This window comes from Rhodococcus sp. F64268 (genome assembly GCF_023015605.1).
Taxonomy (GTDB): Bacteria; Actinomycetota; Actinomycetes; order Mycobacteriales; family Mycobacteriaceae; genus Rhodococcus.
The window spans coordinates 300,811-325,486 of the sequence record NZ_JALKAI010000003.1; the positions used below are offsets into that span (position 1 = coordinate 300,811).

The 24,676-nt window shown below is 65.1% G+C and carries 22 protein-coding genes; 1 reads left to right on the plus strand and 21 read right to left on the minus strand.

Features of this window, described 5'->3' with window-relative positions:
- Positions 1-30 precede the first annotated feature (30 nt).
- From MWU77_RS09910 to MWU77_RS09935, 6 genes are all read right to left on the minus strand, one after another.
- Complete coding sequence (locus tag MWU77_RS09910) at positions 31-1,266, minus strand: fatty acid desaturase (protein WP_169685867.1); 1,236 nt, start codon at positions 1,264-1,266, stop codon at positions 31-33.
- A 62-nt stretch (positions 1,267-1,328) separates the two neighbouring features.
- A complete protein-coding gene (locus MWU77_RS09915) occupies positions 1,329-2,624 on the minus strand; it encodes a fatty acid desaturase (RefSeq protein WP_169685865.1) in 1,296 nt (431 codons plus the stop codon).
- A 45-nt stretch (positions 2,625-2,669) separates the two neighbouring features.
- Positions 2,670-3,800 carry a ferredoxin reductase gene (locus tag MWU77_RS09920; protein ID WP_169685863.1) on the minus strand — a complete coding sequence of 377 codons (1,131 nt, stop codon included), beginning with the start codon at positions 3,798-3,800 and terminating at the stop codon, positions 2,670-2,672.
- 92 nt (positions 3,801-3,892) lie between these two features.
- Positions 3,893-4,396, minus strand: a complete 504-nt coding sequence (locus MWU77_RS09925; protein WP_374229848.1) for a hypothetical protein — start codon at positions 4,394-4,396, stop codon at positions 3,893-3,895.
- A gap of 3 nt (positions 4,397-4,399) precedes the next feature.
- Complete coding sequence (locus tag MWU77_RS09930) at positions 4,400-5,812, minus strand: wax ester/triacylglycerol synthase family O-acyltransferase (RefSeq protein ID WP_169685860.1); 1,413 nt, start codon at positions 5,810-5,812, stop codon at positions 4,400-4,402.
- Positions 5,809-6,261: an HAD-IA family hydrolase gene (locus tag MWU77_RS09935; protein ID WP_247273591.1), complete on the minus strand. Its 453-nt coding sequence runs from the start codon at positions 6,259-6,261 to the stop codon at positions 5,809-5,811. The genes MWU77_RS09930 and MWU77_RS09935 overlap by 4 nt, the downstream gene beginning before the upstream one ends.
- 325 nt (positions 6,262-6,586) lie before the next feature.
- On the opposite strand from MWU77_RS09935, the gene MWU77_RS09940 reads away from it, so the two are divergent.
- Positions 6,587-6,931, plus strand: a complete 345-nt coding sequence (locus MWU77_RS09940) for an Rv3235 family protein (RefSeq protein WP_247273548.1) — start codon at positions 6,587-6,589, stop codon at positions 6,929-6,931.
- Between the two features lie 6 nt (positions 6,932-6,937).
- On the opposite strand, the gene secA is transcribed toward MWU77_RS09940, so the two are convergent.
- From secA to MWU77_RS10015, 15 genes are all read right to left on the minus strand, one after another.
- Positions 6,938-9,733, minus strand: coding sequence for a preprotein translocase subunit SecA (secA, locus tag MWU77_RS09945; RefSeq protein ID WP_240958905.1), 2,796 nt, complete (start codon positions 9,731-9,733; stop codon positions 6,938-6,940).
- A 184-nt stretch (positions 9,734-9,917) separates the two neighbouring features.
- On the minus strand, positions 9,918-10,586 hold the full coding sequence (hpf, locus tag MWU77_RS09950) for a ribosome hibernation-promoting factor, HPF/YfiA family (protein WP_374229849.1): 669 nt from the start codon (positions 10,584-10,586) through the stop codon (positions 9,918-9,920).
- A gap of 215 nt (positions 10,587-10,801) precedes the next feature.
- Positions 10,802-11,446 carry a ComF family protein gene (locus MWU77_RS09955; protein ID WP_169685852.1) on the minus strand — a complete coding sequence of 215 codons (645 nt, stop codon included), beginning with the start codon at positions 11,444-11,446 and terminating at the stop codon, positions 10,802-10,804.
- Positions 11,447-11,476: 30 nt separating this feature from the next.
- On the minus strand, positions 11,477-13,261 hold the full coding sequence (gene lpqB, locus MWU77_RS09960; protein ID WP_247273549.1) for an MtrAB system accessory lipoprotein LpqB: 1,785 nt from the start codon (positions 13,259-13,261) through the stop codon (positions 11,477-11,479).
- Positions 13,258-15,033 carry an MtrAB system histidine kinase MtrB gene (gene mtrB, locus MWU77_RS09965; protein WP_308198784.1) on the minus strand — a complete coding sequence of 592 codons (1,776 nt, stop codon included), beginning with the start codon at positions 15,031-15,033 and terminating at the stop codon, positions 13,258-13,260. The genes lpqB and mtrB overlap by 4 nt, the downstream gene beginning before the upstream one ends.
- The gene (gene mtrA, locus MWU77_RS09970) at positions 15,030-15,707 is read right to left on the minus strand and encodes an MtrAB system response regulator MtrA (RefSeq protein ID WP_281499284.1); all 678 of its coding nucleotides are present in this window, start codon (positions 15,705-15,707) and stop codon (positions 15,030-15,032) included. Before mtrA ends, mtrB begins: the two co-directional genes overlap by 4 nt.
- 5 nt (positions 15,708-15,712) lie before the next feature.
- On the minus strand, positions 15,713-16,378 hold the full coding sequence (locus tag MWU77_RS09975) for a dTMP kinase (RefSeq protein ID WP_169685848.1): 666 nt from the start codon (positions 16,376-16,378) through the stop codon (positions 15,713-15,715).
- A gap of 38 nt (positions 16,379-16,416) precedes the next feature.
- Positions 16,417-17,886 carry an adenosylhomocysteinase gene (gene ahcY, locus MWU77_RS09980; RefSeq protein WP_169685846.1) on the minus strand — a complete coding sequence of 490 codons (1,470 nt, stop codon included), beginning with the start codon at positions 17,884-17,886 and terminating at the stop codon, positions 16,417-16,419.
- A 220-nt stretch (positions 17,887-18,106) separates the two neighbouring features.
- A complete protein-coding gene (locus tag MWU77_RS09985) occupies positions 18,107-18,724 on the minus strand; it encodes a TetR family transcriptional regulator (protein ID WP_169685844.1) in 618 nt (205 codons plus the stop codon).
- Positions 18,725-18,770: 46 nt separating this feature from the next.
- Positions 18,771-18,956, minus strand: a complete 186-nt coding sequence (locus tag MWU77_RS09990) for a rubredoxin (RefSeq protein WP_169685842.1) — start codon at positions 18,954-18,956, stop codon at positions 18,771-18,773.
- Positions 18,953-20,218, minus strand: a complete 1,266-nt coding sequence (locus MWU77_RS09995) for an alkane 1-monooxygenase (RefSeq protein WP_169685840.1) — start codon at positions 20,216-20,218, stop codon at positions 18,953-18,955. Before MWU77_RS09995 ends, MWU77_RS09990 begins: the two co-directional genes overlap by 4 nt.
- Before the next feature lie 186 nt (positions 20,219-20,404).
- Positions 20,405-21,643, minus strand: a complete 1,239-nt coding sequence (manA, locus tag MWU77_RS10000; RefSeq protein WP_247273550.1) for a mannose-6-phosphate isomerase, class I — start codon at positions 21,641-21,643, stop codon at positions 20,405-20,407.
- Positions 21,643-22,725, minus strand: a complete 1,083-nt coding sequence (locus tag MWU77_RS10005) for an SIS domain-containing protein (protein ID WP_247273551.1) — start codon at positions 22,723-22,725, stop codon at positions 21,643-21,645. Before MWU77_RS10005 ends, manA begins: the two co-directional genes overlap by 1 nt.
- Positions 22,726-22,819: 94 nt before the next feature.
- The gene (locus tag MWU77_RS10010; protein ID WP_247273552.1) at positions 22,820-24,190 is read right to left on the minus strand and encodes a phosphomannomutase/phosphoglucomutase; all 1,371 of its coding nucleotides are present in this window, start codon (positions 24,188-24,190) and stop codon (positions 22,820-22,822) included.
- A gap of 77 nt (positions 24,191-24,267) precedes the next feature.
- The gene (locus MWU77_RS10015) at positions 24,268-24,663 is read right to left on the minus strand and encodes a DUF3499 domain-containing protein (RefSeq protein ID WP_247273553.1); all 396 of its coding nucleotides are present in this window, start codon (positions 24,661-24,663) and stop codon (positions 24,268-24,270) included.
- Between the last annotated feature and the right edge of the window lie 13 nt (positions 24,664-24,676).

Consider the following 24,676-nt stretch of genomic DNA (forward strand, 5'->3'; position numbering starts at 1 on the left):
GCTCTGGTGTTTCCGTGCGATGTGCTCTGGTCAGCGCATCCCGAGCACACGGCGGACGAGACCACGTTTGCGGGTCTTCTCGATGGCGGTCGCCAGCCCCAGCCTGCGGCCGGTGACCGGATCCACCTCGGCAGACCCGCCGAAACCACGTTCGGAGGCCGTCTCGGGCGCGGCGTCGCGGGTGTCTTTGAGGTACTTGTCGGGCAGCGACAGCTTGGCAATGGTCCGCCATGACTTCCAGTACTGCACCGCGAGCGGACCTGTCGTGTACGGCAGGTCGTATTTGTCGCAGAGTTGCCGCACCCGCACGGCGATCTCGGCGTACCGGTTCGACGGTAGGTCCGGGTAGATGTGATGCTCGATCTGGTAGCTCAGGTTTCCGGTCATGAAATCCATGACCTTGCCACCCGAGATGTTCGCCGACCCGAGCATCTGCCGCAGGTACCACTCGGCGTGGGTCTCGTTCTCGATGTCCTGCTTGGTGAACTTCTCGGCTCCGTCAGGGAAGTGCCCGCAGAAGATCACGGCGTTGGTCCACACGTTGCGGACGAAGTTCGCGGTGGCATTGGCCTTGATCGTGGACTTCCATGCCTTGCCGGTCAGCGCCGGATACACCACGTAGTCGCGGAGGTTCTGCTTGCCGATCTTGGCGAGCACTTCCTTGCCACGTGCTTTCGTCAGTTCACGATCGTCACGACCCTGGATGACCTTGCCGAGTTCGAGGAGCTGAATCGCGATGCCGTATTGGAACAGTGAGGCGAGGATCGCGTTGTATGCGACGTTGCCGAGGTAGAACGGCTTCCATCGCTGATCGCGGGTGACGCGGAGCAATCCGTATCCGACATCGTCGTCCATGCCCAGGATGTTGGTGTACTTGTGGTGGTGGTGATTGTGGGTTGTCTTCCAGTGCGCCGACGGGTCGACGTTGTCCCACTCCCAGCTCGCCGAGTGCACCTCCGGATCGTTCATCCAATCCCACTGCCCGTGCATCACATTGTGCCCGAGCTCCATGTTCTCGATGATCTTCGACAGGGACAGCATGGTCGTCCCGAGAATCCAGAGCGGACGCTTCCGCGACCCGAGCAGCACCACGCGCCCCCCGATCTCGAGACCACGTTGCAGCCGGATGGTGTTGCGGATGTAGCGGGCATCGCGCTCACCGCGCGAGTCCTCCACATCGCGCCTGATCGCGTCGAGTTCGCGACCGATAGCCTCGACGTCGGCCTCGGTGAGGTGCGCATACTCCTTGACATCCGAAATCGCCATGCACTTACCCTACCGTAGGTTACGACTCCGTAGGTTAACGGATTTCTGCTCTGTGACCGGAATCACTCGCCGCCGTGTGCGTGCGTCTTCCCGTGTCGCACAGCAGCCTTCATGCGTCGTTCCGCCACGGCGCCCTCCGCGTGCGCCCGCAACGCGGTGAGCAGACCTCGTCGCCGGCCCGTGATCGGATCTGTGGCGATGGCAGGCAATCCCACATTCGCTCGTGCGTGCCGGAACTTGCGCTCGGACGATGTCTCCGGCGCATCGTCGGATGTCGCCTTCAAGAACCGGTCGGGAAGAGCAAGTTTGTGAATCGTCCGCAGAGCGAGCCAGTACTGACGCCCCAGCGATCCCGTGGTGTAGGGGAGATCGTACTTGCCACACAACGCACGAACCCGGGCCGCGATCTCGGGAAGCCGATTACTCGGCAGATCCGGGAACAGATGGTGCTCGATCTGGTAACTCAGATTGCCCGTCATGAAGCCCATGATCTTGCCGCCCGAGATGTTCGCGCTACCGAGCAACTGGCGCAGATACCACTGCCCGCGCGTCTCTCGCTCGAACTCGCCGGGAGTGAACTTCTCCGCGCCGTCGGGGAAATGCCCGCAGAAGATCACCGCGTACGCCCAGAGATTGCGCACGAGATTCGCAGTGAGATTCGCCTTCAGTGTCGATCGCCATGCAGGACCGGTGACTGCGGGGAACAACACGCCGTCCTTGAGGACCTGCTTGCCCGCCTTGACGGCGAACTCCTTGTTCGGACCTGAATTCCATTGCATACGAGGAACACCCGAAATCTCCTTGGCTGCCGACAGATCGTGCAGCGCGATGCCCCACTCGAAGGTCGCAGCAAGGATCACGTTCGCCACCGGCTGCAGGAGGTTGATCGGACGCCACTTGTCGTCGCGGGTCATCCGGAGGATCCCGAATCCGACGTCGTCGTCCATCCCCACGATGTTCGTGTACGTGTGGTGCGCGTAGTTGTGGGCACGCTTCCAATGTTCGGACGGACCCGTCTGATCCCATTCCCAGGATGTCGAATGGATCTCGGGGTCGTTCATCCAATCCCACTGCCCGTGCATCACATTGTGCCCGAGCTCCATGTTCTCGATGATCTTCGACAGGGACAGCGATGCGGTGCCCAACAACCACCACGCCCGCTCTCGGGACCGGAACAGCGCCAGGCGACCGACGACCTCGAGTGTCCGCTGCAGCCGGATGGTGTTGTGGATGTACCGCGCATCGCGCACACCGCGCGACCGCTCGATATCTGTTCGAATCGCGTCGAACTCACGTCCGAGCGCCTCGACATCGGCATCGGTCAGATGCGCGAATTCGCGAATATCGCTGATAGCCAAACGGGGCCCTTCCCCCTGTGTTGAACGACCTGTTGAACGACGCGGTCAGGCGTCGAGCGTGCAATCGCCCGCGGCCGCAGAGATGCAGGTCTGGACACGTTCGCCCTCTGCATGCTCCTTGCCCGACCGAAGGTCGACGATGTGCCCCTTTGCCAACGGCACAACACAAGTCTGACAGATTCCCATGCGACAGCCGAACGGCATGAGAGCACCGACACTCTCCCCTGCCTCGAGCAGGGTTGTTGCGCCGTCGACGGCGACCGTCTTGCCCGACTTGGCGAAGGTCACCGTACCGCCGGATCCCGACGTGTCGGCCCGGGATACTGCGAAACGCTCGAGGTGGAGTCTCTCGTCGAGACCCGCGCGCTTCCAGAACGCAGCGATATCGTCGAGCATCGCCTGAGGACCGCAGGCCCAGACCGTACGGTCGCGCCAATCCGGGCACACCTCGTCGAGGCTCGACAGAGCGAACTTGCCCTGCTCGCGCGTGAACTGCAGGTGCGAACGGAATTGCTCGTGGCTTTCGTCGAACCCCTCCAGTTCCGAGCGGAACATCACGCTGTCGGCCGTGGGCGCCGAGTGGACATGAACGACGTCCGAGATCGCAGCACCTCGTTCGGTCGCGCGACGATCGAGCGTCCGGAGCATCGACATGATCGGCGTGATACCACTACCCGCCGTGAGGAAGAGAATCTTCTCGGGGGGCGGATCCGGAAGGACGAAGTCTCCTTGCGGGGCCGCCAGCCGAACAACGGTACCGGCCGGAACACCGCTGACCAGGTGACTGGAGAGAAAACCTTCCGGCATCGCCTTCACAGCGATCGAGATGAGCTTGTCGTCGCGAACGGGCGTGGAGGTCAGTGAATACGACCGCCAGTGCCAGCGCCCCTCGATATGCAGTCCGATACCTACGTACTGGCCCGGCTCGTACTCGAAGTCGAAACCCCACCCCGGGCGGATGACGATCGTGGCGGAGTCGGGCGTCTCGGAACGCACTTCCACGATTCGGCCGCGGAGCTCACGTGCCGACCAGAGCGGATTGACCAGATGAAGGTAGTCGTCGGGCAGCAATGGCGTCGTCACACGTGCGACGGCACCGCGCAGCACATTCGACAAGGACCGCTCCGAGGACACGACATGCGCCGCCGGCTTCTCGATCCATTCCTTCAAACCCATCCGACACCTTCTCCTCGCCGACTCCTACGCCACCGTAGGTTAACAGAAGCTACGGTAGCGTAGGTTACGAGATCGCAGAGCAGCTCCAGATCTCAGAGCAGCTCCAGGAGGAAAGGCACCTCCTGAGCGGCGTACCACGCGAGTTCGTGATCCTCGGCGTCGCCGAGCACGAACTCCGCTTCCTCGTCACCGAGATCCGCCGCGTCGATCACCGCCACGGCCCGTGCAACATCGCTCTCGGCCGCGCCCAGATCGACATGGACCGACGCGAGAGCCGACATCGGAACCGGCGCGTCGAGCCTGATCACCGCATCGTCGAGATCGGGGCGGGGCGTCGCGCCTTCGACGTCTGCCGCGATCACGACGCGCCGAGGTCCGAACGTCCCCTCGTCGTCCTCTGCTGCGAGCAGGCGCAACGAGGCTCTGGCTGCCTCTCCCATCGCAACCTCGGCCAGCTCGTCGTCGTCCCCCGCCGTGTACGCCTCACGCAACGCAGCAGTGACAGCGAAGGCCGTCCCGCTGACGGCCTCGAGCCGGCCGTCGGCCACGAGCCGCTGCAACATCGCGAGCGTCGCCGGCACATAGACGCGCGTCACTTCTCACCTACTGGCATCCAACAACTCCTCGAGCGACTCGTGCAGCAATGATGCGAGGACATCCACGTCGGGCATGGCATCGCGGTCCGCATTCAAACCGTAATAGATGTTGCCGTCGTACGACGTGAGGGCAACGCTGAGCGCTTGCGTCTTGAGCAACGGCGACACCGGGTACATCGCGAGGACGCGGGCTCCCGCGAGATACAACGGGTGCTGGGGTCCTGGCGCGTTGGTGATCATGAGGTTGAACATTCGTTGCGAAAACCCCGTCGCCACCCGCGCACCCACGGCGTGCATCGTGGCGGGCGCAAAGCCCGACAGCCTGATCATCGTCTGCGCGGCGATCCGGCGACGCTGCCGCGAATACGCCTCCCCGGCGTGCGAGATGTGGGACAGACGTACCACCGCGTTCGGTTCGCCAACCGGTAGATCCACCAGGAACGACGACACCTCGCCCTGCGGATGGACCTGAATGGTGTCACTTGCGGCGGCCGACTCCTCCGGTTTCTGTACGTACACCGACATCGGCACCATCGCGCGGACTGTCGTCGCTTCGGTGAGCGGTTCTCCGCGCGACAACAGCCAGTAACGTAACGCGCCCGCGATGACGGCAAGGACCACGTCGTTGATCGTGCATCCGTAGCGGGCGTGGATCTTTCGATAGGGTTCGAGACCGGACTGCACGACCGTGAACCGCCTGCTGCGCGAGATGGACGCGTTCAGCGGCGATTCCGGCGCGGACTGCGCAGCAGTCCGCGCAAGCCTGCCCACCACATCGACAGTTTCGGTAACCGTCGACGCGACATCACCCAACGCGGCGCGCACCGCTGCCACGCCCTCCCCCGGCCGCGCCACCACACCCGCAAACGCACCCACAAGCAGCGCGAGGTCGGACGGCTCCCGCTCAGGCATCCAGAGTTCTTCGGCGACCTCGCGCGGCTCGGGCGTGCGATCGAAGAGCACCTGCCCGATCTCGAGGGAGTCCTCACCATCGACGAGTGACGAGTGGGATTTGGTGAACAACGCTGCCCGGCCATCGGCAAGGCCTTCGACGAGATACATCTCCCACAGCGGGCGCGTGCGATCGAGCGGACGGGAGATCAGACGCGCGATCAGATCGAACAGCTGTTCGTCCGATCCGGGGCGCGGCAGCGCCGAGCGTCGCACGTGGTAGGTGATGTCGAAGTCCCGATCATCCACCCAGACCGGACGTGCCATACCGAAGGCCACTTCGCGGACTTTCTGCCGGTATCTCGCGACCTCCGGGAGACGCGTTTCCACGAGGCGGACGACGTTCTCGTAGTCGAGCCCGCCCTCCTGCGGTTCGAGGATCGCCAACGATCCGATGTGCATCGGGGTGTTGCTCGTCTCCAGGTAGTAGAACGATGCGTCCTGCGCCGTCATTCGGCTGGTCATTGCGAAGCGCCCCCCTCGATCCCGTCGGCATCTTCCGATGCCACACCGATATTGAAGAGTACGGCCAACTCCTCCCTCGCCGCGCGCGGAACGTGGTGGTGGACACCGACCATCCCCACCGCGGCGGCCCCGCGCACGTTCACGACGAGATCGTCGACGAACACACATTGCGACGGTTCCAGTGCCAACCGTTGTGCCACGAGAAGATAACTGGCTGCATCGGGTTTCGCCACGCCGACGTCGCCCGACAGGACGACCTCGTCGACCATCCGGTCTGTCCGCAGGCGACGCAGCGCACGGGCACCGGGCCCCGCTCCGCCTGGATCGTTACTCAGGATCGCCGTGCGCACACCGCGACTGCGCAACTCGGCCACCATCGTCCACAGCGCCCGAGGCTCTGTACCCGGTCCGGCGAGGACCCCTCCGAAATCCAAGATCAACCCGCGCAGCACTCTTCTCCTCGGCTTCCGATCGCGACACCCGGGCCTACCGCGCGACAATATGTCACGATATCCCCGGTTCCGCCCTCTCCCGGAGCCTGCCACCGACCGGCGTCCGCCGGCCGGTACCAGCCGACGCCCGGGAGTCTCGCGTATGTCACCTCTACAGTCCGGTCGCTTCATCCGGCCCGTTCCACATTTCGAGCCTCCGGTTCATGAGCCCTGCGCCGCGCACCGGTCGCATGCGTTCCCCCGGACCACCCCGCACTCCGGGCGGTCCGGGCGAACCCGCACAGCAGCGGAGCGGCGGCGACCGCACCGGTCCGCGCAGACGGTGCCGAACAGGAACGTCGATGCGAGCGCGCACCGGTTCGCAGACTTCGCCGTGCGGCTCGTTCTGGAAGTCGTGGACGGCCGCCGACCGGACGCCCAGCTCGCGACGGTCCTCACGCCGGCGCTGGTCCAGACCTTCGGTGCCGCGCGTCGTGTGCGAGGCGACGCGGACTCGGCAGTCGTGCTTCGGGCACGTCTGCAGACGGTCGATGCCCGCACGGCAGAACTGTTCGGGTCCTACGCGCGCGGGCATCGGGTGTTCGCGATGGCCGGACGGGTCGTACGTGCACCGGCACGCGGACACACCCGTCACGGATGGGTGATCACGACCCTGTGGCTCGGCTGAAGTGGATCAGCCTTGCCGGTTCGTCTTGGTCTTGGCGTCCTTGCGTGCAGCGGCACGGCGTTCTCGACGCGTCCCGCCCTGTTGGGGGTTTGAGCCTTCGCTCGGGCCGGTACTGCGGGCGACATGGGCACGGCCGTCCTCGGCCGGACCGGTGTAGGTCAATCGACGCTCGGTCTCGTCGAGTCCTTTCGCCCGCAGGGCGACCGGAGCAGGCTGCGGCCTCGGTGGCACGGGCTGCTGCTCCTGGGGCTGTGCGGGCTTGGTCAACGAGGGCGCGTTGCGGGCAGCCGCGGCCGCGGACGCGGGGGTGACGGCAACTCCGCCGCCCGGCGCCTGCGGCTGGGATGCATTCGCCTCGACCTGCAGGTTGAACAGGAAACCGACCGACTCCTCCTTGAGGCCTTCGAGCATGCCGGTGAACATGTCGAAGCCTTCCCGCTGATACTCGACGAGCGGGTCGCGCTGGGCCATCGCCCGCAGACCGATGCCCTCTTTCAGGTAGTCCATCTCATAGAGGTGCTCACGCCACTTGCGGTCCAGCACGGAGAGCAGGACACGGCGCTCGAGTTCCCGCATCGCGCCTTCACCTGCGATGCTCTCGATCTCGGTCTCGCGGCGCGCGTATGCGTCCCGCCCGTCCTGCAGCAAGATCTCGCGCAGCTCATTGCGATCGAGATCCTCGTTCTCCGCGACGAGCTTCTTGTAGTCCACAGCAACCGGGTAGAGCGTCTTGAGGGCAGTCCACAGCTGCTCGAGGTCCCAGTCCTCGACGTACCCTTCGGCAGCCGCACCGTCCACGTAGGCGGTGACGACATCGGTGAGCATGTGCTCGACCTGGCCTTCGAGATCCTCACCGCGCAGGATCCTGCGACGCTCCTCGTAGATGACGGTGCGCTGCTGGTTCATCACCTCGTCGTACTTGAGAACGTTCTTGCGGATCTCGTAGTTCTGCTGCTCGACCTGAGTCTGCGCGCTCTTGATCGCCTTCGAGACCATCTTCGCCTCGATCGGGACGTCGTCGGGCAGATTGAGACGTGTCATGATCGATTCGAGGGCCGCGCCGTTGAACCGTCGCATCAATTCATCGCCGAGCGACAGATAGAACCGGGACTCACCCGGGTCGCCCTGACGGCCGGAACGACCGCGCAGCTGATTGTCGATACGCCGTGACTCGTGCCGCTCGGTACCGAGGACGTACAACCCGCCCGCCTCGCGCACCCGCTCGGCGTCGGCCTTGACCTCGGCCTTGATCTGTTCGAGGGCAGGGTCCCACGCGGCCTCGTACTCCTCCGGTGTATTGACCGGGTCGAGACCGCGCTTACGCAATGCGATGTCGGCAAGGATATCGGGGTTGCCACCGAGTACGACGTCGGTGCCACGGCCGGCCATGTTGGTCGCCACAGTGACCGCGCCGGACCGGCCCGCCTCGGCGATGATCTGAGCCTCCTGCTCATGGAACTTCGCGTTGAGGACGCTGTGGCGCACGCCCTTCTTGGTGAACTGCTTCGACAGGTACTCCGAACGTTCGACGCTGGTGGTACCGATCAGAACGGGCTGGCCCTTCTGGTGCCGCTCGACGACGTCGTCCACCACGGCGGCGAACTTCGCCTCCTCGGACTTGTAGATCAGATCGCCCTGATCCACGCGGATCATCGGGCGGTTCGTCGGGATCGGGATGACGCCGAGGTCGTAGATCTGGTGGAGTTCGGCGGCTTCGGTCTCGGCCGTACCGGTCATGCCCGAGAGCTTGTCGTAGAGCCGGAAGTAATTCTGCAGCGTGATGGTGGCGAGGGTCTGGTTCTCCGCCTTGATCTCGACCTTCTCCTTGGCCTCGATCGCCTGGTGCATGCCCTCGTTGTACCGGCGGCCCGAGAGCACACGCCCGGTGAACTCGTCGACGATGACGACCTCGCCGTCGCGGACGATGTAGTCCTTGTCCCTGGTGTAGAGCTCTTTCGCCTTGATCGCGTTGTTGAGGTAACTGACCAGCGGTGAGTTCGCCGCCTCGTAGAGGTTGTCGATGCCGAGCTGGTCTTCGACGAACTCGACGCCGGCCTCGTGCACACCGATCGTGCGCTTCTTGATGTCCACCTCATAGTGGACATCGGCCTTGAGCATCGGCACGATGCGCGCGAACTCCGCGTACCACTTGCTCGACGCATCGGCCGGTCCCGAAATGATCAGCGGCGTGCGCGCCTCATCGATGAGGATCGAGTCGACCTCGTCGACGACGGCGAAGTTGTGCCCGCGTTGCACGAGATCGTCGAGGGAATGCGTCATGTTGTCGCGCAGATAGTCGAAGCCGAACTCGTTGTTCGTGCCGTATGTGATGTCGGCCGCATATGCGGCGCGGCGCTGGGCCGGAGTGAGTCCGGAGAGGATCACGTCCGTTTCGAGGCCGAGGAACCGATGAACACGCCCCATCCACTCGGAGTCGCGCTTGGCGAGGTAGTCGTTGACGGTGACCACGTGGACGCCGTCGCCGGACAGAGCATTGAGGTAGGCCGGAAGAACACAGGTGAGAGTCTTGCCTTCACCGGTCTTCATCTCGGCGATATTGCCGAAGTGCAGGGCCGCGCCACCCATGATCTGCACGGTGTAGTGCTTCTGACCGATGACGCGCCACGATGCTTCCCGAGCCGTTGCGAACGCCTCGGGCAGCAGGTCGTCCAGGGTTTCCCCGTCCCTGAGCCTGCCGCGGAATTCTGCGGTCTTGGCCTGCAGCTCCTCATCGGTCAGGCTTTCGAAGTCCGGGGCGATGGATTCGACGTGCTCTGCGATGTGCTTGAGCCGCTTGACCATGCGACCTTCACCGAATCGGAGCAGCTTCGTCAGCGACAGCACTGGTGTGTTCGTCCTCAATCTCGGGTACCTGCACGGACAAGAAATCCGGCCGAGGCCTTTCGGACCCCGGCCGGATTCCATGGTAGGCGTTCTCTCGAGCGGACGGCGATGGCGACTACCTCATCGCCGTCTCACACAGACGTCATCCGAGTCTGAGCAACCCGTAGTCGAACGCATGGCGGCGGTACACCACCGACGGTTTGTCGGTCTCCTTGTCGTGGAAAAGGTAGAAGTCGTGGCCTACGAGTTCCATCTCGTACAGTGCGTCGTCGACCGTCATCGGATCTGCCCTGTGCTCCTTGGTCCGGACGATCCGGCCGGGACCCTCCGGCTCCTGTTCGTATCCGTCGAGGCTGACATCCGGCGAGATTCCGAGCGAGTCGTCTTGCGCGAGCTCGGCTGTTGCCTCTGCAACCGAAACCGGGGTCTTGTCGCCGTAGGAGACCTTACGGCGGTCCTTCGTGCGACGCAGACGAGACTCGAGCTTGGCCGTCACCGACTCGAAGGCGGCATAGAAGCTGTCGGCCGCAGCCTCCGCGCGAACGACGGGCCCTTTACCTCTAGCGGTGATCTCGACCCGCTGACAACTCTTCATCTGGCGACGATTGCGTTCGTGCTGTAGTTCGACGTCGAACAGGAAAATCGTCGGGTCGAACCGTTCGAGCCGAGCTAGCTTCTCCGACACGTAGATCCGGAAATGATCCGGCACCTCGACATTGCGGCCTTTCACCACGACGTCGGCGTTCACGGTCTGCGGAGCGGACTCGCCGGTCTCGGCGACCGCGACGGTGGAATTCGAAGGGTTCGTCACTCGTACCTCCCGAGTACGGCCGGCGCAGCACGCGCACCGGCAGGATCGATGAGCGCTTGGGCGCTCTGCCCGAAACAGGGAAGATCGAGTATTTCTACCCGTCTACCTTGTTGTTTCCGGGTCTGCCGCCGACGGTAGTACGTAACCGGAAGGTCCGCCACTGTTCCGATCGAATTCACTTTTTCGGCAGTTTGCCGCCTATCACACAGACCCGTTCAGGCATGTGAGATCGCCAGGATTCCGGACGTCCGAAACCCCTCTTTTCGGAGCACTCGGACAGCCTCGGCCGCGGTTGCGCCGGTGGTGACGATGTCGTCGATCACGAGCACGGGAAGTCCTCGTGGTATCGAACCCGCCCGAATCGAAATGCGTCCGGCAAGATTGGCCTGCCGCTGACGCGCCGACAAACCGACGGAGTCGCGCACCCCGGCATCGGTGACCAATACGGGATGCACGTGGAGCGACCGATCGTGAGAAGCCGCGCACCGGGCCATCCGGGTGACCGGGTCTCCGCCGCGCGCTCTCGCTGCCCTGGCTCGGCTCGGTGCAGGCACCACGAGCAGCGGTCCGCTGGGGATCTCACCCCAGCGTCGCAATCGGGCGATCGCGACCGCCACCGCCAATCCCAGTGGTGTCGCGAGGTCGCGGCGACCACGCTCCTTCGCCGCGACGACAGCATTGCGCCGAGCACCGGAGTACGCCCCGAGCGCCCACACCGGCACCCCCGGATCGACCCGCGCACGCACCCGGGCAGGCGAGTCGTTCAAAGTGTCAGCGCACCTCCGGCACCACGGAGTGCCCGCCGTCTCACAACCGCCACAGCGGACGGGCAGCACCAGGTCGAGGAGCGCTGAGAGCACCTGCACAGTGTGCCGGGCCGGTACGACAGATCAGCCGGGCAACACCGGCTCCGCGGTCAACCCGGCCAGGCCGGGTACTTCCCGCCAGTACCGGTCGCCTGCAGGATCGCTGTTGTTCAGTTGGAAGACCGCTCTCGTGTCGGCCACGTACTCGGTGGTCGTCGATGCCTCGACCGCGACGACCGGTGGTGTCAGGTTCCGGCTCGGAAGCGCGTCCATCCGCGATCCGTCGATCGCGATCTGAACGACGGGAATGTCGGAGGCCGACCGGGAGACCACGACTGTGTCGGAAGTGCTCCAGTCCAGCGACAAGGCGGGCCCGCCCAGATCGAACGCTATCTCGCGTGGACTCGTCAGCGAGAACTCACCGTTCGGGGTCTGCACCACGATCGCGATATACACGCGTCCGTCGATGATCATCGCGGCGCGCACGCCGTCGCGCGACAGACGCAATTCGCTGATGCGGCCGCCGAGTGCGCGGATCGCTCCGGCCTCGACCCCCACGACCGTGACGCGTCCGCTGCCCGGTTCTCGGACCGCCCTCACCACGGCAGTGCCATTGACGACCGCCCACACGGAATTGCCGTCGGGTGCCCACGACGGCCGGGTGATGGACGCTCCTTCGACAGCCGGTTCCGGCGATCCGTCGTTGTACCCACCGACCACGAGCTCCGCGGCAGGCTCGGGTGCCGGCCGGCCGGTGTCCGCTACGGCCGCAAGAAGGGCTCCGTCGCGCGACATCCCCACCGAACGAAGATTGTCGACCGAACCGAAGAAGCCCTGGACCGGTGTGACGCCGGTTTCCGCGACACTGACCAGACTGCCGCCGAGAAGCGCATGCAACCCGATCGGTGTCCCCGAAGTCGCCAGTGGATTCATCGTCGCCACATCGGCTGTGGTCCACCCGTTGGGGTAGCGCTCGTCCAGCGGTTGTCCGTCCGAGAGGAGGACGTACGGCCCCGCTATCTCGGCGTTGGCCAGCGTCCATATCACCTGGGCTGCGAGGAGTTCCCTTGCCGGTTCCGCCAGCGACGCTAGTCCGCCGAAGTCCACCCGGATCCCGCCGAGGCCCACGCCGACCTGACTGGTCCGGCCGTCCGCCTTGGTGATCGGACCGAGGATCGTCGTGTCGGCCAGCTCGTTGTGCACGGCGGGCGCAAGCGAAGGTTTGGGTCCTTCGATGAGAAGCCCGATCAGCTGCGTCGCCGCTTGCTCGGGTGTTCCGGATATCCACCGCGGATCGGGAACGACGGTGCTGCCGCTTGGAGTGACGAAGTACAACGATCGACGTTGGTAACTGTTGAGGAATCGAGCCTTGTCCATGATCACGCCCGGCGGCGTCTCGTCGATCCGCCATTCACCGTTGTCCCGGACCAGCGAGAACTTCGCTTCGAGATCACCGTTGTCGGCGCGGTAGAGGCCGCCCTCCTCGAGATGCCCGACGATGTTCGCGCGCACGACGTACGTGGCGGTGTTGCCGTCACGCTCCTCGGCCAGAACATCGACCTTGTCAACGATCGTGGCACTGGCTGCGTCGTCCCACCGCGCCGACATCTCCGAGGTGAGGAACTGGCGAGCCGCGACGTGGCGGTTGGCGGGGTTGGTACTGGCCTGGAGGAAGTCTCTCAAAAGCAGGTCGGGCTCGCGTCCCGGTTCCGGCGCGGGCACCTCCGTCGTCGCCGGTCCGCGGTCGATCGTTCCGATGGCCTGGGGCGATGAGGAATCGGGAAGGCTCGCACAACCGGGCACCACCAACGCGAGCGCCGACAACAGGGCGATCACGCAACCGAGCACACGTGAGCGGCGGTGGCTCATGTTGCGGCTCCTTCGGATGGTGCAGGCTCATTCGTTCCGGTGCTGTCGCTGGGCCCGGTGTTCTCGCTCGTTCCGGCCTTTTCCGGACCGGCCGTATTCTCGACGACTCCCGCGTTCTCGCCCGCCGGCAGTTCCGGCGGGGGCTTGCCTTGGACCGCACGAACCGCAGTGGGGACGAGCGGGAGTGGGCTACGGCCCGCCTTGCGCCCCCGCACAAGTGGCAACGTCAACCGGAAGCTCGCGCCTCGCCCCGGCTCACCCCACGCTTCCAGTTTGCCGTTGTGCAGATTCGCGTCCTCCACACTGATCGCCAGTCCCAGGCCGGTGCCACCAGAGCGTCGTACCCGCGACGGATCGGAGCGCCAGAACCGGTTGAAGACGAGCTTCTCCTCCCCCGGACGCAGGCCGACACCCTGGTCGCGCACGACGAACGCGGCCGCATTGTCGTCGGCGCGTAGGCGCAGCAAGATCGGTTTGCCCTCGCCGTGGTCGATGGCGTTGGCGAGGAGATTGCGCAGGATCCGCTCGACGCGACGCGGATCGACGTCCGCGTTGACTGCATCGTCCGGCAGATCCACGATCAATTCGGTGGCCGTCTCGCGCGCGAGATGACGGACCGTCCCGATCGCCGCCCGCGCACACATGCGCAGGTCCAGCTGTTCGGACGCGAGTTCTGCCACTCCGGCGTCGTGGCGGCTGATCTCGAGGAGGTCGTTCAGCAGCGACTCGAACCGATCGAGTTCGGCGACCAGCAGTTCTGATGCACGTTTGAGGGAGGGATCCAGCTCGTCGCTGCCGTCGTGGATGAGATCGGCAGCCATCCGGACAGTGGTCAACGGAGTGCGGAGCTCGTGGCTGACGTCGGATGTGAACCGCTTCTGCAGGTTGCCGTATTCCTCGAGCTGGGTGATCTGCCGCGACAGGCTCTCCGCCATCTCGTTGAACGACATCGCCAGGCGAGCGATGTCGTCCTCACCGCGCACCGGCATGCGTTCCTTGAGCCGGCCGTCCGCGAAGCGCACCGCGATACGCGAGGCCGAGCGAATCGGCAGAACCACCTGTCGGGCGACGATCATGGATATCGCTGCCAGCAACACCAGAAGCACACCGGCACCGACGAGAAGGGTTCCGCGGACCAACGCGAGGGTGCGTTCCTCGCCGGCCAACGGAAATACCAGATAGAGCTCGAGTGTCGAGATGTCGGACTCGGTCGGGCTACCCATGATCAGTGCCGGACCGGAATATCCGTCCGGGTCGTCAACCGGCGCGAATTGGTAGGCGATCTGATCGTTCTGCACGAACGCGCGCAGATTCTGCGGGATCTGGTCGGCCGGCCCGCTCGACGTCGGCGCACGTGGCCCGTCACCGGGGACGATGAGCACCGGATCGAACGTCCCGGCGACCCCGGTGTCCTGCCCTGCATCACTTCCCCGGTTGGTCAGGCTCGCGGCAGCACCGTCGAGCCGGACCGTGAGCGAACCGGAATCGTCGGCTCCCGCGAGCTGGGCTTCCACCAGCGCGCGAGAGCGTTCCATCTCCTCGGTAGCCGCATCGATCTTGACTTCGAGGAGACGGTCGGTGATCTGGCTCGTGAGGACGACTCCCAACACGAGCATCACGATCAGTGAGAGGGAAAGGGTCGATGCAACGACCCTCAGCTGAAGTGATCGACGCCAGGTATGTGCGAGCCCACTGCTCAGCGTGCGTGACCACCTCAGCAGCGGCAGAGTTCTCCGTGTGATCCTCCGCCGCAGACGGTAAGCACGGATCACGGCGGTCCGGCCTTGTAGCCGACCCCCCGGACAGTCAGTACGACCTCGGGATTCTCGGGATCCTTCTCCACCTTCGCGCGCAGACGCTGCACGTGAACGTTCACCAGTCGGGTATCAGCGGCGTGACGGTATCCCCACACCTGCTCGAGCAACACCTCGCGTGTGAACACCTGCCGCGGCTTCCGGGCGAGTGCGACGAGCAGATCGAATTCGAGCGGCGTGAGGGAGATCTGCTCCTCACCGCGACTCACCTTGTGTGCGGGGACGTCGATCGCGATCTCGCCGATGGACAACATCTCGGCGGGCTCCTGCTCGGTGCGGCGCAACCGCGCCCGCACCCGCGCGACGAGTTCCTTCGGCTTGAACGGCTTGACGATGTAATCATCGGCGCCGGACTCGAGACCGAGGACGACGTCCACGGTGTCCGACTTCGCAGTGAGCATGACGATGGGCACGCCCGAATCCGACCGGAGCACCCTGCACACGTCGATCCCGTTCATGCCTGGGAGCATCAGATCGAGCAGGACGAGATCGGGGCGGATCTCGCGCACCGCCCCGAGAGCCTGAGTCCCGTCGCCCACCACGAAGGGTTCGAACCCTTCACCACGCAGGACGATCGTGAGCATCTCTGCGAGCGCAGAATCGTCGTCGACAACCAGAATCCTCGGCTTCATGACCTCTATCGTGTCACTCCTCGACCGTTGTGAAGCAGATTTGAGATCCGAACGGCGAGTTGTCGCGGGTCGGAATCAGGTCCGGCCACAATCCACTCCGACGCCCACCGGTCCGCCGCAAGCCCGTCGTATACCGCACCGGTGCGCGCCTGCAGGTCGGTGTCGCGTTCGTAGGCATCGCGCTCGCGCGTGGAATCGGCGGCCTCGCGCGTGCGTGCGCGCTCGGCGGCGAGATCGACGGGGACCCGCAGCAGCACTTGCAAATCCGGTCTCGGAAGGCCGAACCTGCCGAACTCGAGATCGCCCACCCACTCGACGGACGGCCCCGATGCCGACTCGTGGTGCCGGGCAGCGGTATACGCGGCGTTCGATGCCACATACCGATCGAGCAACACAATATCGTTGTCGGCGAGAAGCTTTCGGAGCTCGCCTCCCGCGTCGCGGCGATCCAGCGCCCACAGCAGTGCCATCGCCTCGATGCTCGAGGCGGTGTCGCCGTGCCCGCCTCGCAGGGCCTCGGCCCCGAGGTCGGCGTGCACGGATTTCCCGTATCTGGGAAAGGCGAGCGTCGCCACCGACGCACCGTGCGCACGCCAGGTCTCGACGAGGCCGGCGGACAGCGTCCGCTTACCCGCCCCGTCGAGACCTTCGACGACGATCAGAACACCCATGCGGTTCGAGTTTCTCGTAGCTCCGGACCGTAGCCGTATCAGTAGCGGTAGTGCTCGGGCTTGTACGGGCCCTCGACATCGACGCCGATGTACTCGGCCTGCTCCTTGGTGAGCCTGGTGAGCGTGCCACCGAGCGCCTCGACGTGGATCCGCGCTACCTTCTCGTCGAGATGCTTGGGCAGGCGGTAGACCTCGTTGTCGTACTCGTCCGGCTTCGTCCACAGTTCGATCTGCGCGATCACCTGGTTCGCGAACGAGTTGGACATGACGAACGACGGGTGACCCGTGGCGTTGCCGAGGTTCAGCAGACGTCCCTCGGACAGCACGATGATCGTGTGGCCGTCCGCGAAACGGAACTCGTCGACCTGCGGCTTGATGTTGACCCGCGTGACATCGGCGGCACGTTCGAGCCCTGCCATGTCGATCTCGTTGTCGAAGTGACCGATGTTGCCCAGGATCGCCTGGTGCTTCATCGCCTTCATGTGCTCGAAGGTGATGATGTCCTTGTTGCCTGTCGAGGTGATCACGATGTCGGCCCGGCCGATGAAATCCTCGACGGTGACAACGTCGAAGCCGTCCATCATCGCCTGCAGCGCGTTGATGGGGTCGACCTCGGTGACGGACACACGTGCACCCTGGCCACGCAACGCTTCGGCGCAGCCCTTGCCGACGTCGCCGTAGCCACAGACCAGTGCGGCCTTGCCGCCGATCAGGACGTCGGTGCCGCGGTTGATACCGTCGAGCAGGGAGTGGCGGGTCCCGTACTTGTTGTCGAACTTGCTCTTGGTGACCGAATCGTTGACGTTGATCGCCGGGAACGCCAGCTCACCGGCAGCCGACAGCTGGTAGAGCCGCAGCACACCCGTCGTCGTCTCTTCGGTGACGCCCTGCACGGACTCGGCGACGGTGGACCACTTCTTCGAGTCCGCGGCGAGCGACTCGCGCAGCAACTGCAGGAACACCTGGTACTCGGTGGAGTCCTGCTCCTCGTCCGTCGGCGGCACGACACCGGCCTTCTCGAACTGGGCACCCTTGAGGACGAGCATCGTGGCGTCGCCACCGTCGTCGAGAATCATGTTGGCCGGGTCGCCGGGCCACGTGAGCATCTGCTCGGCCGCCCACCAGTACTCTTCGAGCGTCTCACCCTTCCACGCGAACACCGGCACACCCTTGGGCTCGTCGGTGGTGCCGTGCGGGCCCACCACCACGGCTGCCGCAGCATGGTCCTGCGTGGAGAAGATGTTGCACGATGCCCACCGGACGTCGGCACCGAGAGCGACGAGTGTCTCGATCAGGACCGCGGTCTGCACCGTCATGTGCAGCGAACCGGAGATACGCGCGCCCTTCAGCGGCAGGACCTCGGCGTATTCACGGCGCAGCGCCATCAATCCCGGCATCTCGTGCTCGGCCAGGCGGATCTCTTTGCGGCCGAACTCGGCAAGCGAGAGATCGGCGACCTTGAAATCGAGCCCGTTGATCTGGTCTGCGACAAGCGTGGTGTCAGACACTGTGCGGATGCCTCTTCCTATCGGCAAATCGGTGGATGCCCACCAGGCTAACAACAGCGGACGGGACGTCAGGTACTCGATAGCACCTTCCCGTGTCCCAACGAACCGCAGAACACCCCGACACACCGGAGGAGAGGATTGCATGGCCACATCGGAGGCCGGTCACGTCCCGTCGTTCCGGTCCGGCCACAGCATCGACGAGCCGTCCCGACCGCAGTGCTCAGTCCGTCACGGCAACCTTCTCGACGAAGGGCACAAGGATGTCGGCGAGCTCGGCCGCGACATCCGACCCCGACGTCGGGGGCATCGAAATGAAACTCAGCGCCACGCGCACGACGACGCGGGCCAGCATCACGGCGTCCTCGGCGGGTGCCGCGATCCAGCTGTTCGCGAAAGTGTCGGCGAGTCTGCCTGCGCCCCGCTCGAGAATCGGCGCGGCGTCGGTCGTGATCAAGCGCAGCAGGTCGGGTTTGGCCTCGCCGTCGAGCAATGACCGCACGAGCGGGTCTGCCGCAGAAGCGACGAAGTACGACGCGAAGCCGTCGACGAGGGCTGCGCGCACGTCACCGACGTGTGCATACACCGAATCCCCCACCGCATCAGCGAATTCGTCCACGAGGCGCAGCGCGTAACCCTGGGCGAGCCCGTTCCGGGACGAGAATTCCTTGTAGAGCGTCTGCCGGCTGATCCCGGCTGCGCGGGCAATCTCGCTCATGGTGACCGAAGACCAGTCCCGTTCGAGAAGCAGCCCGCGCATGGCGTCGAGGATCGTCGTGCGCAGGAGGACCCGGCTTGCCTCGTGGAAGTGACGAGGGGACTGTCCGCGCACCGGTGCCATGACCGTGACAATTTCACGACCGTGCGGGTGCGTCAAAGCGCACAGCTCATCGCCGGACGATCTCGATCATCTCGAAATCGGCCTTCGCCGCGCCGCAGTCCGGGCACGACCAATCGTCAGGGATGTCGCCCCACCGGGTGCCCGGATCGATACCCTCCTCGGGCCAGCCCTGCGCTTCGTCGTATTCGAATCCGCAGACGAGGCAGCGGAACAGTCGGTACTCGTCGGTCATGATTCCTCCCCGAAGTCTGGCGTGCGGCCCTGATCCGCATTCGATGTAGCGCGGTGACGGGCGAGGATCTTTTCCCGGCGCCTGGGGTGCACATTGATCCGGGAGATATCGCCGGAGTAGTGCTCGAGAACTCTGTGGTCCATCACCTTGCGCCACAGCGGCGGGAAATAGGCGAGCGTGAGCATCGTCGCGTAGCCCGCAGGCAGCTGAGGGGAGACCTCCATGCTGCGCAGCGTCTGGTAACGCCGTGTCGGATTCGCGTGGTGATCGCTGTGTCGCTGCAGGTGATAGAGGAAGACATTCGTCACGAGGTGGTCGCTGTTCCAGCTGTGCGCAGGGGTACACCGCTCGTACCGGCCGCTTGGCGTCCGCTGACGCAACAATCCGTAGTGTTCGAGGTAGTTCACGACTTCCAGCAGGCTGAAACCGAATACGGCCTGAATCGCGAGATACGGTGCGATCCCGATCCCGAACGCTGCGATGAGCGCGGCGAACAGGACCACCGAGATCAGCCATGCACTCAGCACCTCGTTGCGCAGCGACCACACGGGGCGACCGAGACGCTCCAGCCGGTCACGTTCGAGCCGCCAGGACGAACGCAGGCTCCCGACCACACTGCGCGGCAGGAACTCCCAGAAGCTCTCTCCGAACCGAGCCGAGGCCGGGTCTTCAGGTGTCGACACCCGGACGTGGTGGCCGCGGTTGTGCTCGACGTAGAAGTGACCGTAGAAGGACTGCGCGAGCGCGATCCGCGACAGCCGTCGTTCCAGGCGGACGGTCTTGTGCCCGAGCTCGTGCGCGGTGTTGATGCCGATGCCGGCGACTACACCCACCGAGATCGCGAGTCCGATCTTCGAGACGACGCCGAGGCCACCGTCGATACCGAGCCACGACAGGTCCTCGGACGACCACAGGTAGCACGCCCAGACCAGCGTCGCGAACTGGAACGGCAGGTAGAGGTAGGTGCAGTACCGGTAGAACCGGTCGTTCTCGAGCGCCTCGACGATTTCGTCGGGCGGGTTCTCACCATCGGGACCGACGACAAGATCGAGGGCGGGGACGAGCACGAACACGAGGATCGGCCCGATCCACCAGAGAACCGGTGTGACCGAGTCGAGCCCCAGCCGGTTACCGCCCCAGACCAACGCAGTGGCCATGAAGACCGCTGTCGGCGGGACGAGACCGAGCAGCCAGAGGTATCGCTTGCGGTCTCGCCATTGCGATGCGGAGGGGTTCGGGACCCCTTCTGTGCGCGTGGCCATGCCCATTCCCCTTCAGCCGGAGATCAATGACCTATATCACTCACTTGTTGACATTACCCGCGTTGACGTACGTAGTCTAGACAAATTGAGGAGTTTGTAACCCGTCATAGGCACGAATGAGGGCGCTCCCGCAGGAGCGCCCTCATTCGACAGATCCGATTCGTCCGAGCCGGTGCTCTCGCGAGATCACCTATCCGCGCGGTCCCACCCGAGACGGGCACGGAACACCTGCACATCGACATCGCCGGCAATGACATCCAGCTTCGGATCGGACGCGGGAAGCCACACCGAGCGGCCCTGTCCCAATTCGATGCTCTCTCCGCCGCACTCGACCGTGGTCGACCCCGACGTGCACAGCAGGATCTGCGGTCCGCACGGCGCCAGCGACACCGTCTCACCCGCCCCGAGTTCGAGCCGCGACAGCGCGAACTCCGGAGCCGGCGTGCGATACCGCCATTCATGCGTGCCCACCGGCTCGGCCTCGAGGACAGGGACATCCGGCGAACCGAAATCGAGCACTCTCAACAGTTCCGGCACATCCACATGCTTGGGAGTCAAGCCACCGCGCAGGACATTGTCCGAGTTCGCCATGATCTCGATGCCCATCCCGTGCAGATAAGCGTGCAGGTTCCCGGCATCGAGATACAGGCCCTGCCCCGGTTCCAGAGTGATCCGGTTCAGCAACAACGAAGCGAGGACACCCGCATCACCGGGATAGATCTCGGCGAGCTGCAATGCGGTCCGCACCTCTTCGACGAACTCGCGGGGAACATCACCTCCGGTCGCGAGATATGTCACGCATCCATCCAGGACGCGCGGAACGAGTGCGGACAGCGCCTGCGCGGGCAAGGTGATCCAGGTGGTGAACAAGGCGCGGAGACCGTCGGAGTCCGGCTGTCCCGCAAGCAGGCCCACATAGGGATCGAGTTCGGGCACGCGCAGCGCCTCGAGCAACTCGACGGTGCGAGCCGCATCGCGGAAACCCGCGAGCGCCTCGAAACGCGTCAACGCAACAACCAGTTCGGGCTTGTGGTTCGGGTCGCGGTAATTGCGCACCGACGAATCGAGGGGCACACCGAGCGCTTCCTCGCGCGCATAGCCCTCGGCGGCCTGGACGGCACTGGGATGTGCCTGCAAGGACAACGGTTCCTCTGCCGCGAGCAGCTTCAACAAGAACGGCAACCTCGGCCCGAACCGTTCGACGCTGTCGTCACCCAGCTGCGCGGGAGGGTCGCCATCGAGCAGTTCGAGCAATGACACCGGCGCCTGACCGTTGTCGACCACCCGAGCCGGATCCGCCGGGTGCGCGCCGAACCACAGTTCCGCCTCGGGATGATCGGACGGCACGGTCCTGCCGCACAACGTGGCAATAGCAGTGCGCGAACCCCACGCGTAGGAGCGCACCGCACCTTCGAGACGGTGCACTACCGACCACCGGCCAGTCGCAGGTAGGCCACAGCCAATTCCAGTCTCGCGGTCAGTACGGCCACCTGCTCGAGCGCAGATGGGACCTCACGGGCTTCGAACTCCCCCACAACAGACACCAATTCCATATCCGGTAGTGCCGCGGCTCGGCGTCGCGCGGCCGGTCGGTCCTCGTCCGTGCTGAGCACGAACACCCGTACCGGTGCGGCCGGCGCGGGTCCATCCAGTTCTTCATCGTGGAAGAACGGGTCGTACGCGTCGGGACCGGCGGACGAGTCGAGCAGACGATTTCGTGCCACGAGCGCGTCCGGTAGCGCCGCCGGGGTGGCGATCACACCGGCAACCATCAACAACGAATCCGTGGCGTGTCGCGCCAGCACCGCGGTGGTCTGCGAATCACCCGCAATCACCACGCGGCGCGACAACATCCGCGTCGCCAGCGACTTCGCCGGGTTCTCGAAGACCTCGTTCGACGGGTGGTCACGCGCAGACTCTGCATCGACCGAATCGGCGATCCTCCCGAGATCAGGGAGTGCGCTGCCGAGACGGGAGGCCTCCAGCGAGTCCAGCACCGCGCAGAACACAGCGAGGTGCCGCGTGAATGCATAGGCGGTCGGCACATGTACGCGCGGCGCGAGCACCAGCGCGCGACCCGCAGCCACCGATCGGACCGGCCCTTCGTCCGGGGCGTCCACCACGACCTCCGCACTTCGCCTGAGCGCACCGTCGATGGACGCGGCGAGCGCTGGATCACCCGCGTCGTCCCCCGCCACGACGACGATATCGAGTGGGCCCACCCACGGGGGTGTCGCGGGAACGGCAACGAGTGGCACCGCACAACGATCCGAGAAGAGCGCAACCACAAGTTCTGCAGCGCGACCGGCGCGGACGTCCCCGCCGACGAGGACGACGCTGCGTGGATGGACGCCATGAAGACGGCCGCGCACGACCTCCTCGGCAGCAGCGACGCTCGCGCGAATCTGCGCACCCCCGAGTGCGGCGCTGCGCAGGATTCCATCGACATCGGCCTCGATGAGTGCACTCGCGTCATCGAAGTCGAACAGCGGCGAGGGAGCCGTCACGACCGTGCCCCCTTTCTCTCCTCACAGAATCGAGTCGGCCCCGATACGGCACGCGCACCGGGTACCTCGATTATCGCTGCCACGAATACTTCCGTCACGCACGCACGACGGCCAGGATTTCCTCGACCAGCGCGCTGACCTCTGCGCGGGTGGGCGCCTCCACATTCAGCCGCAGCAACGGTTCGGTGTTGGACGCACGCAGGTTGAACCACGCATTGTCGGGGAGATCGACGGTCACACCGTCGAGGCGGTCGACCGACCGAGCACGGTCGGCGAACGCGGCGACCACTGCCTCTGTCCGTTCCGACGCGTCGCTGACGGTGGAGTTGATCTCTCCTGACGCCTCGTACCGGTTGTAGGACGCCATGAGCTCCGACAGCGAACCGTCCTGGCCCGCGAGCGCGGCCAGGACATGAAGGGCGGCGAGCATGCCGGAGTCGGCGCCCCAGAAGTCGCGGAAATAGTAGTGAGCGGAGTGTTCCCCGCCGAAAACCGCACCGGTCTCTGCCATCTGCTGCTTGATGAACGAGTGGCCGACCCGAGTACGCACCGGCTTGCCGCCGAGTTCGGTGACCAGTTCGGGGACGACACGTGAGGTGATCAGATTGTGGATGATCGTAGCGCCCGGTTCCTTGCCGAGTTCACGGGCCGCGACCAGAGCGGTAACGGCAGACGGGGTCACGGGTTCACCACGCTCGTCGACGACGAAGCAACGGTCTGCGTCGCCGTCGAAGGCGAGGCCGACATCGGCACCGGACTCGGCGACGAGGCGCTGCAGGTCTACCAGGTTCGCAGGCTCCAACGGGTTGGCCTCGTGGTTGGGGAACGTTCCGTCGAGTTCGAAATACAACGGGACCAGCTCGATCGGTAGCGCGCCGAACGTGGCCGGGACGGTGTGTCCGCCCATTCCGTTCCCCGCGTCGACCGCAACCTTGAGCGGGCGCATCTGCGACAGGTCGACCAGTCCCCGCACGAAGGACGCGTACTGCTCGAGCACGTCCTGTTCGCTGATCGTGCCGGGGGCGCCGTCATAGGCCGGTACCCCTTCGATCACCTCGGCGGAGATTGTTCCGAGTCCGGTCTCCTGACCGACCGGCTTCGCGCCGGACCGGCACAGTTTGATGCCGTTGTACTCGGCCGGGTTGTGGCTTGCGGTGAACATCGCACCGGGCGCGTCGAGGATGCCGGAGGCGAAGTACAGCTGATCGGTGGAGGCAAGACCGATGAGCACCACGTCGAGACCCTGTGCGACGACCCCCTCGGCGAACGCGTTCGACAGCACCGGAGACGATTCACGCATATCGTGACCGATCACCACGCGGGTTGCAGCGCTGTCGCTGCGGACGAGCCGGGCGAACGACGCACCGACCTCGCGGACGAAATCCTCGTCGATCTGCGTCCCCACCACGCCGCGAACGTCGTACGCCTTGATCACGGCTGCAACCGATTCGGCAGATCTCGCCACTGTTTCCGCTCCTGATCGTCGAATTGCACCGCACCATCCTCGTGGCGCAGGTCCGCGATCAGCCTAGTGCGACGGGGTCAGCTCGTGGGATCGGGCAACACGCGAAGGTGGCCTCGGCGGCCCGTACGCGCAGCCGAAGGAACCACCGCACGCGGCGCGACCTCCGCGACTGCCGGGTCCGTCTCGGGCCGGTCGCGTTCGCCCATGCCTGCCTCGCGCACCGCTTCGGCGAGGGCGGTGAGATCGTCTTCGTCGGGGGTGGCGGTGTCGAACGCCCCCTCGTACCGGACGAGTTCCCAACCTTTCGGCGCGGTGATTCTCGAGCCGTGCGTTTCGCACAGATCCCACGAGTGCGGCTCTGCGACCGTGGCAAGGGGCCCTACAACAGCGGTCGAGTCCGAATACACGTAGGTCAGCGTCGCAACAGCAGGGTTCTTGCACCCAGGCCGGCAGCATCGACGCAGTGATCTCACGCCTCGGAGCGTA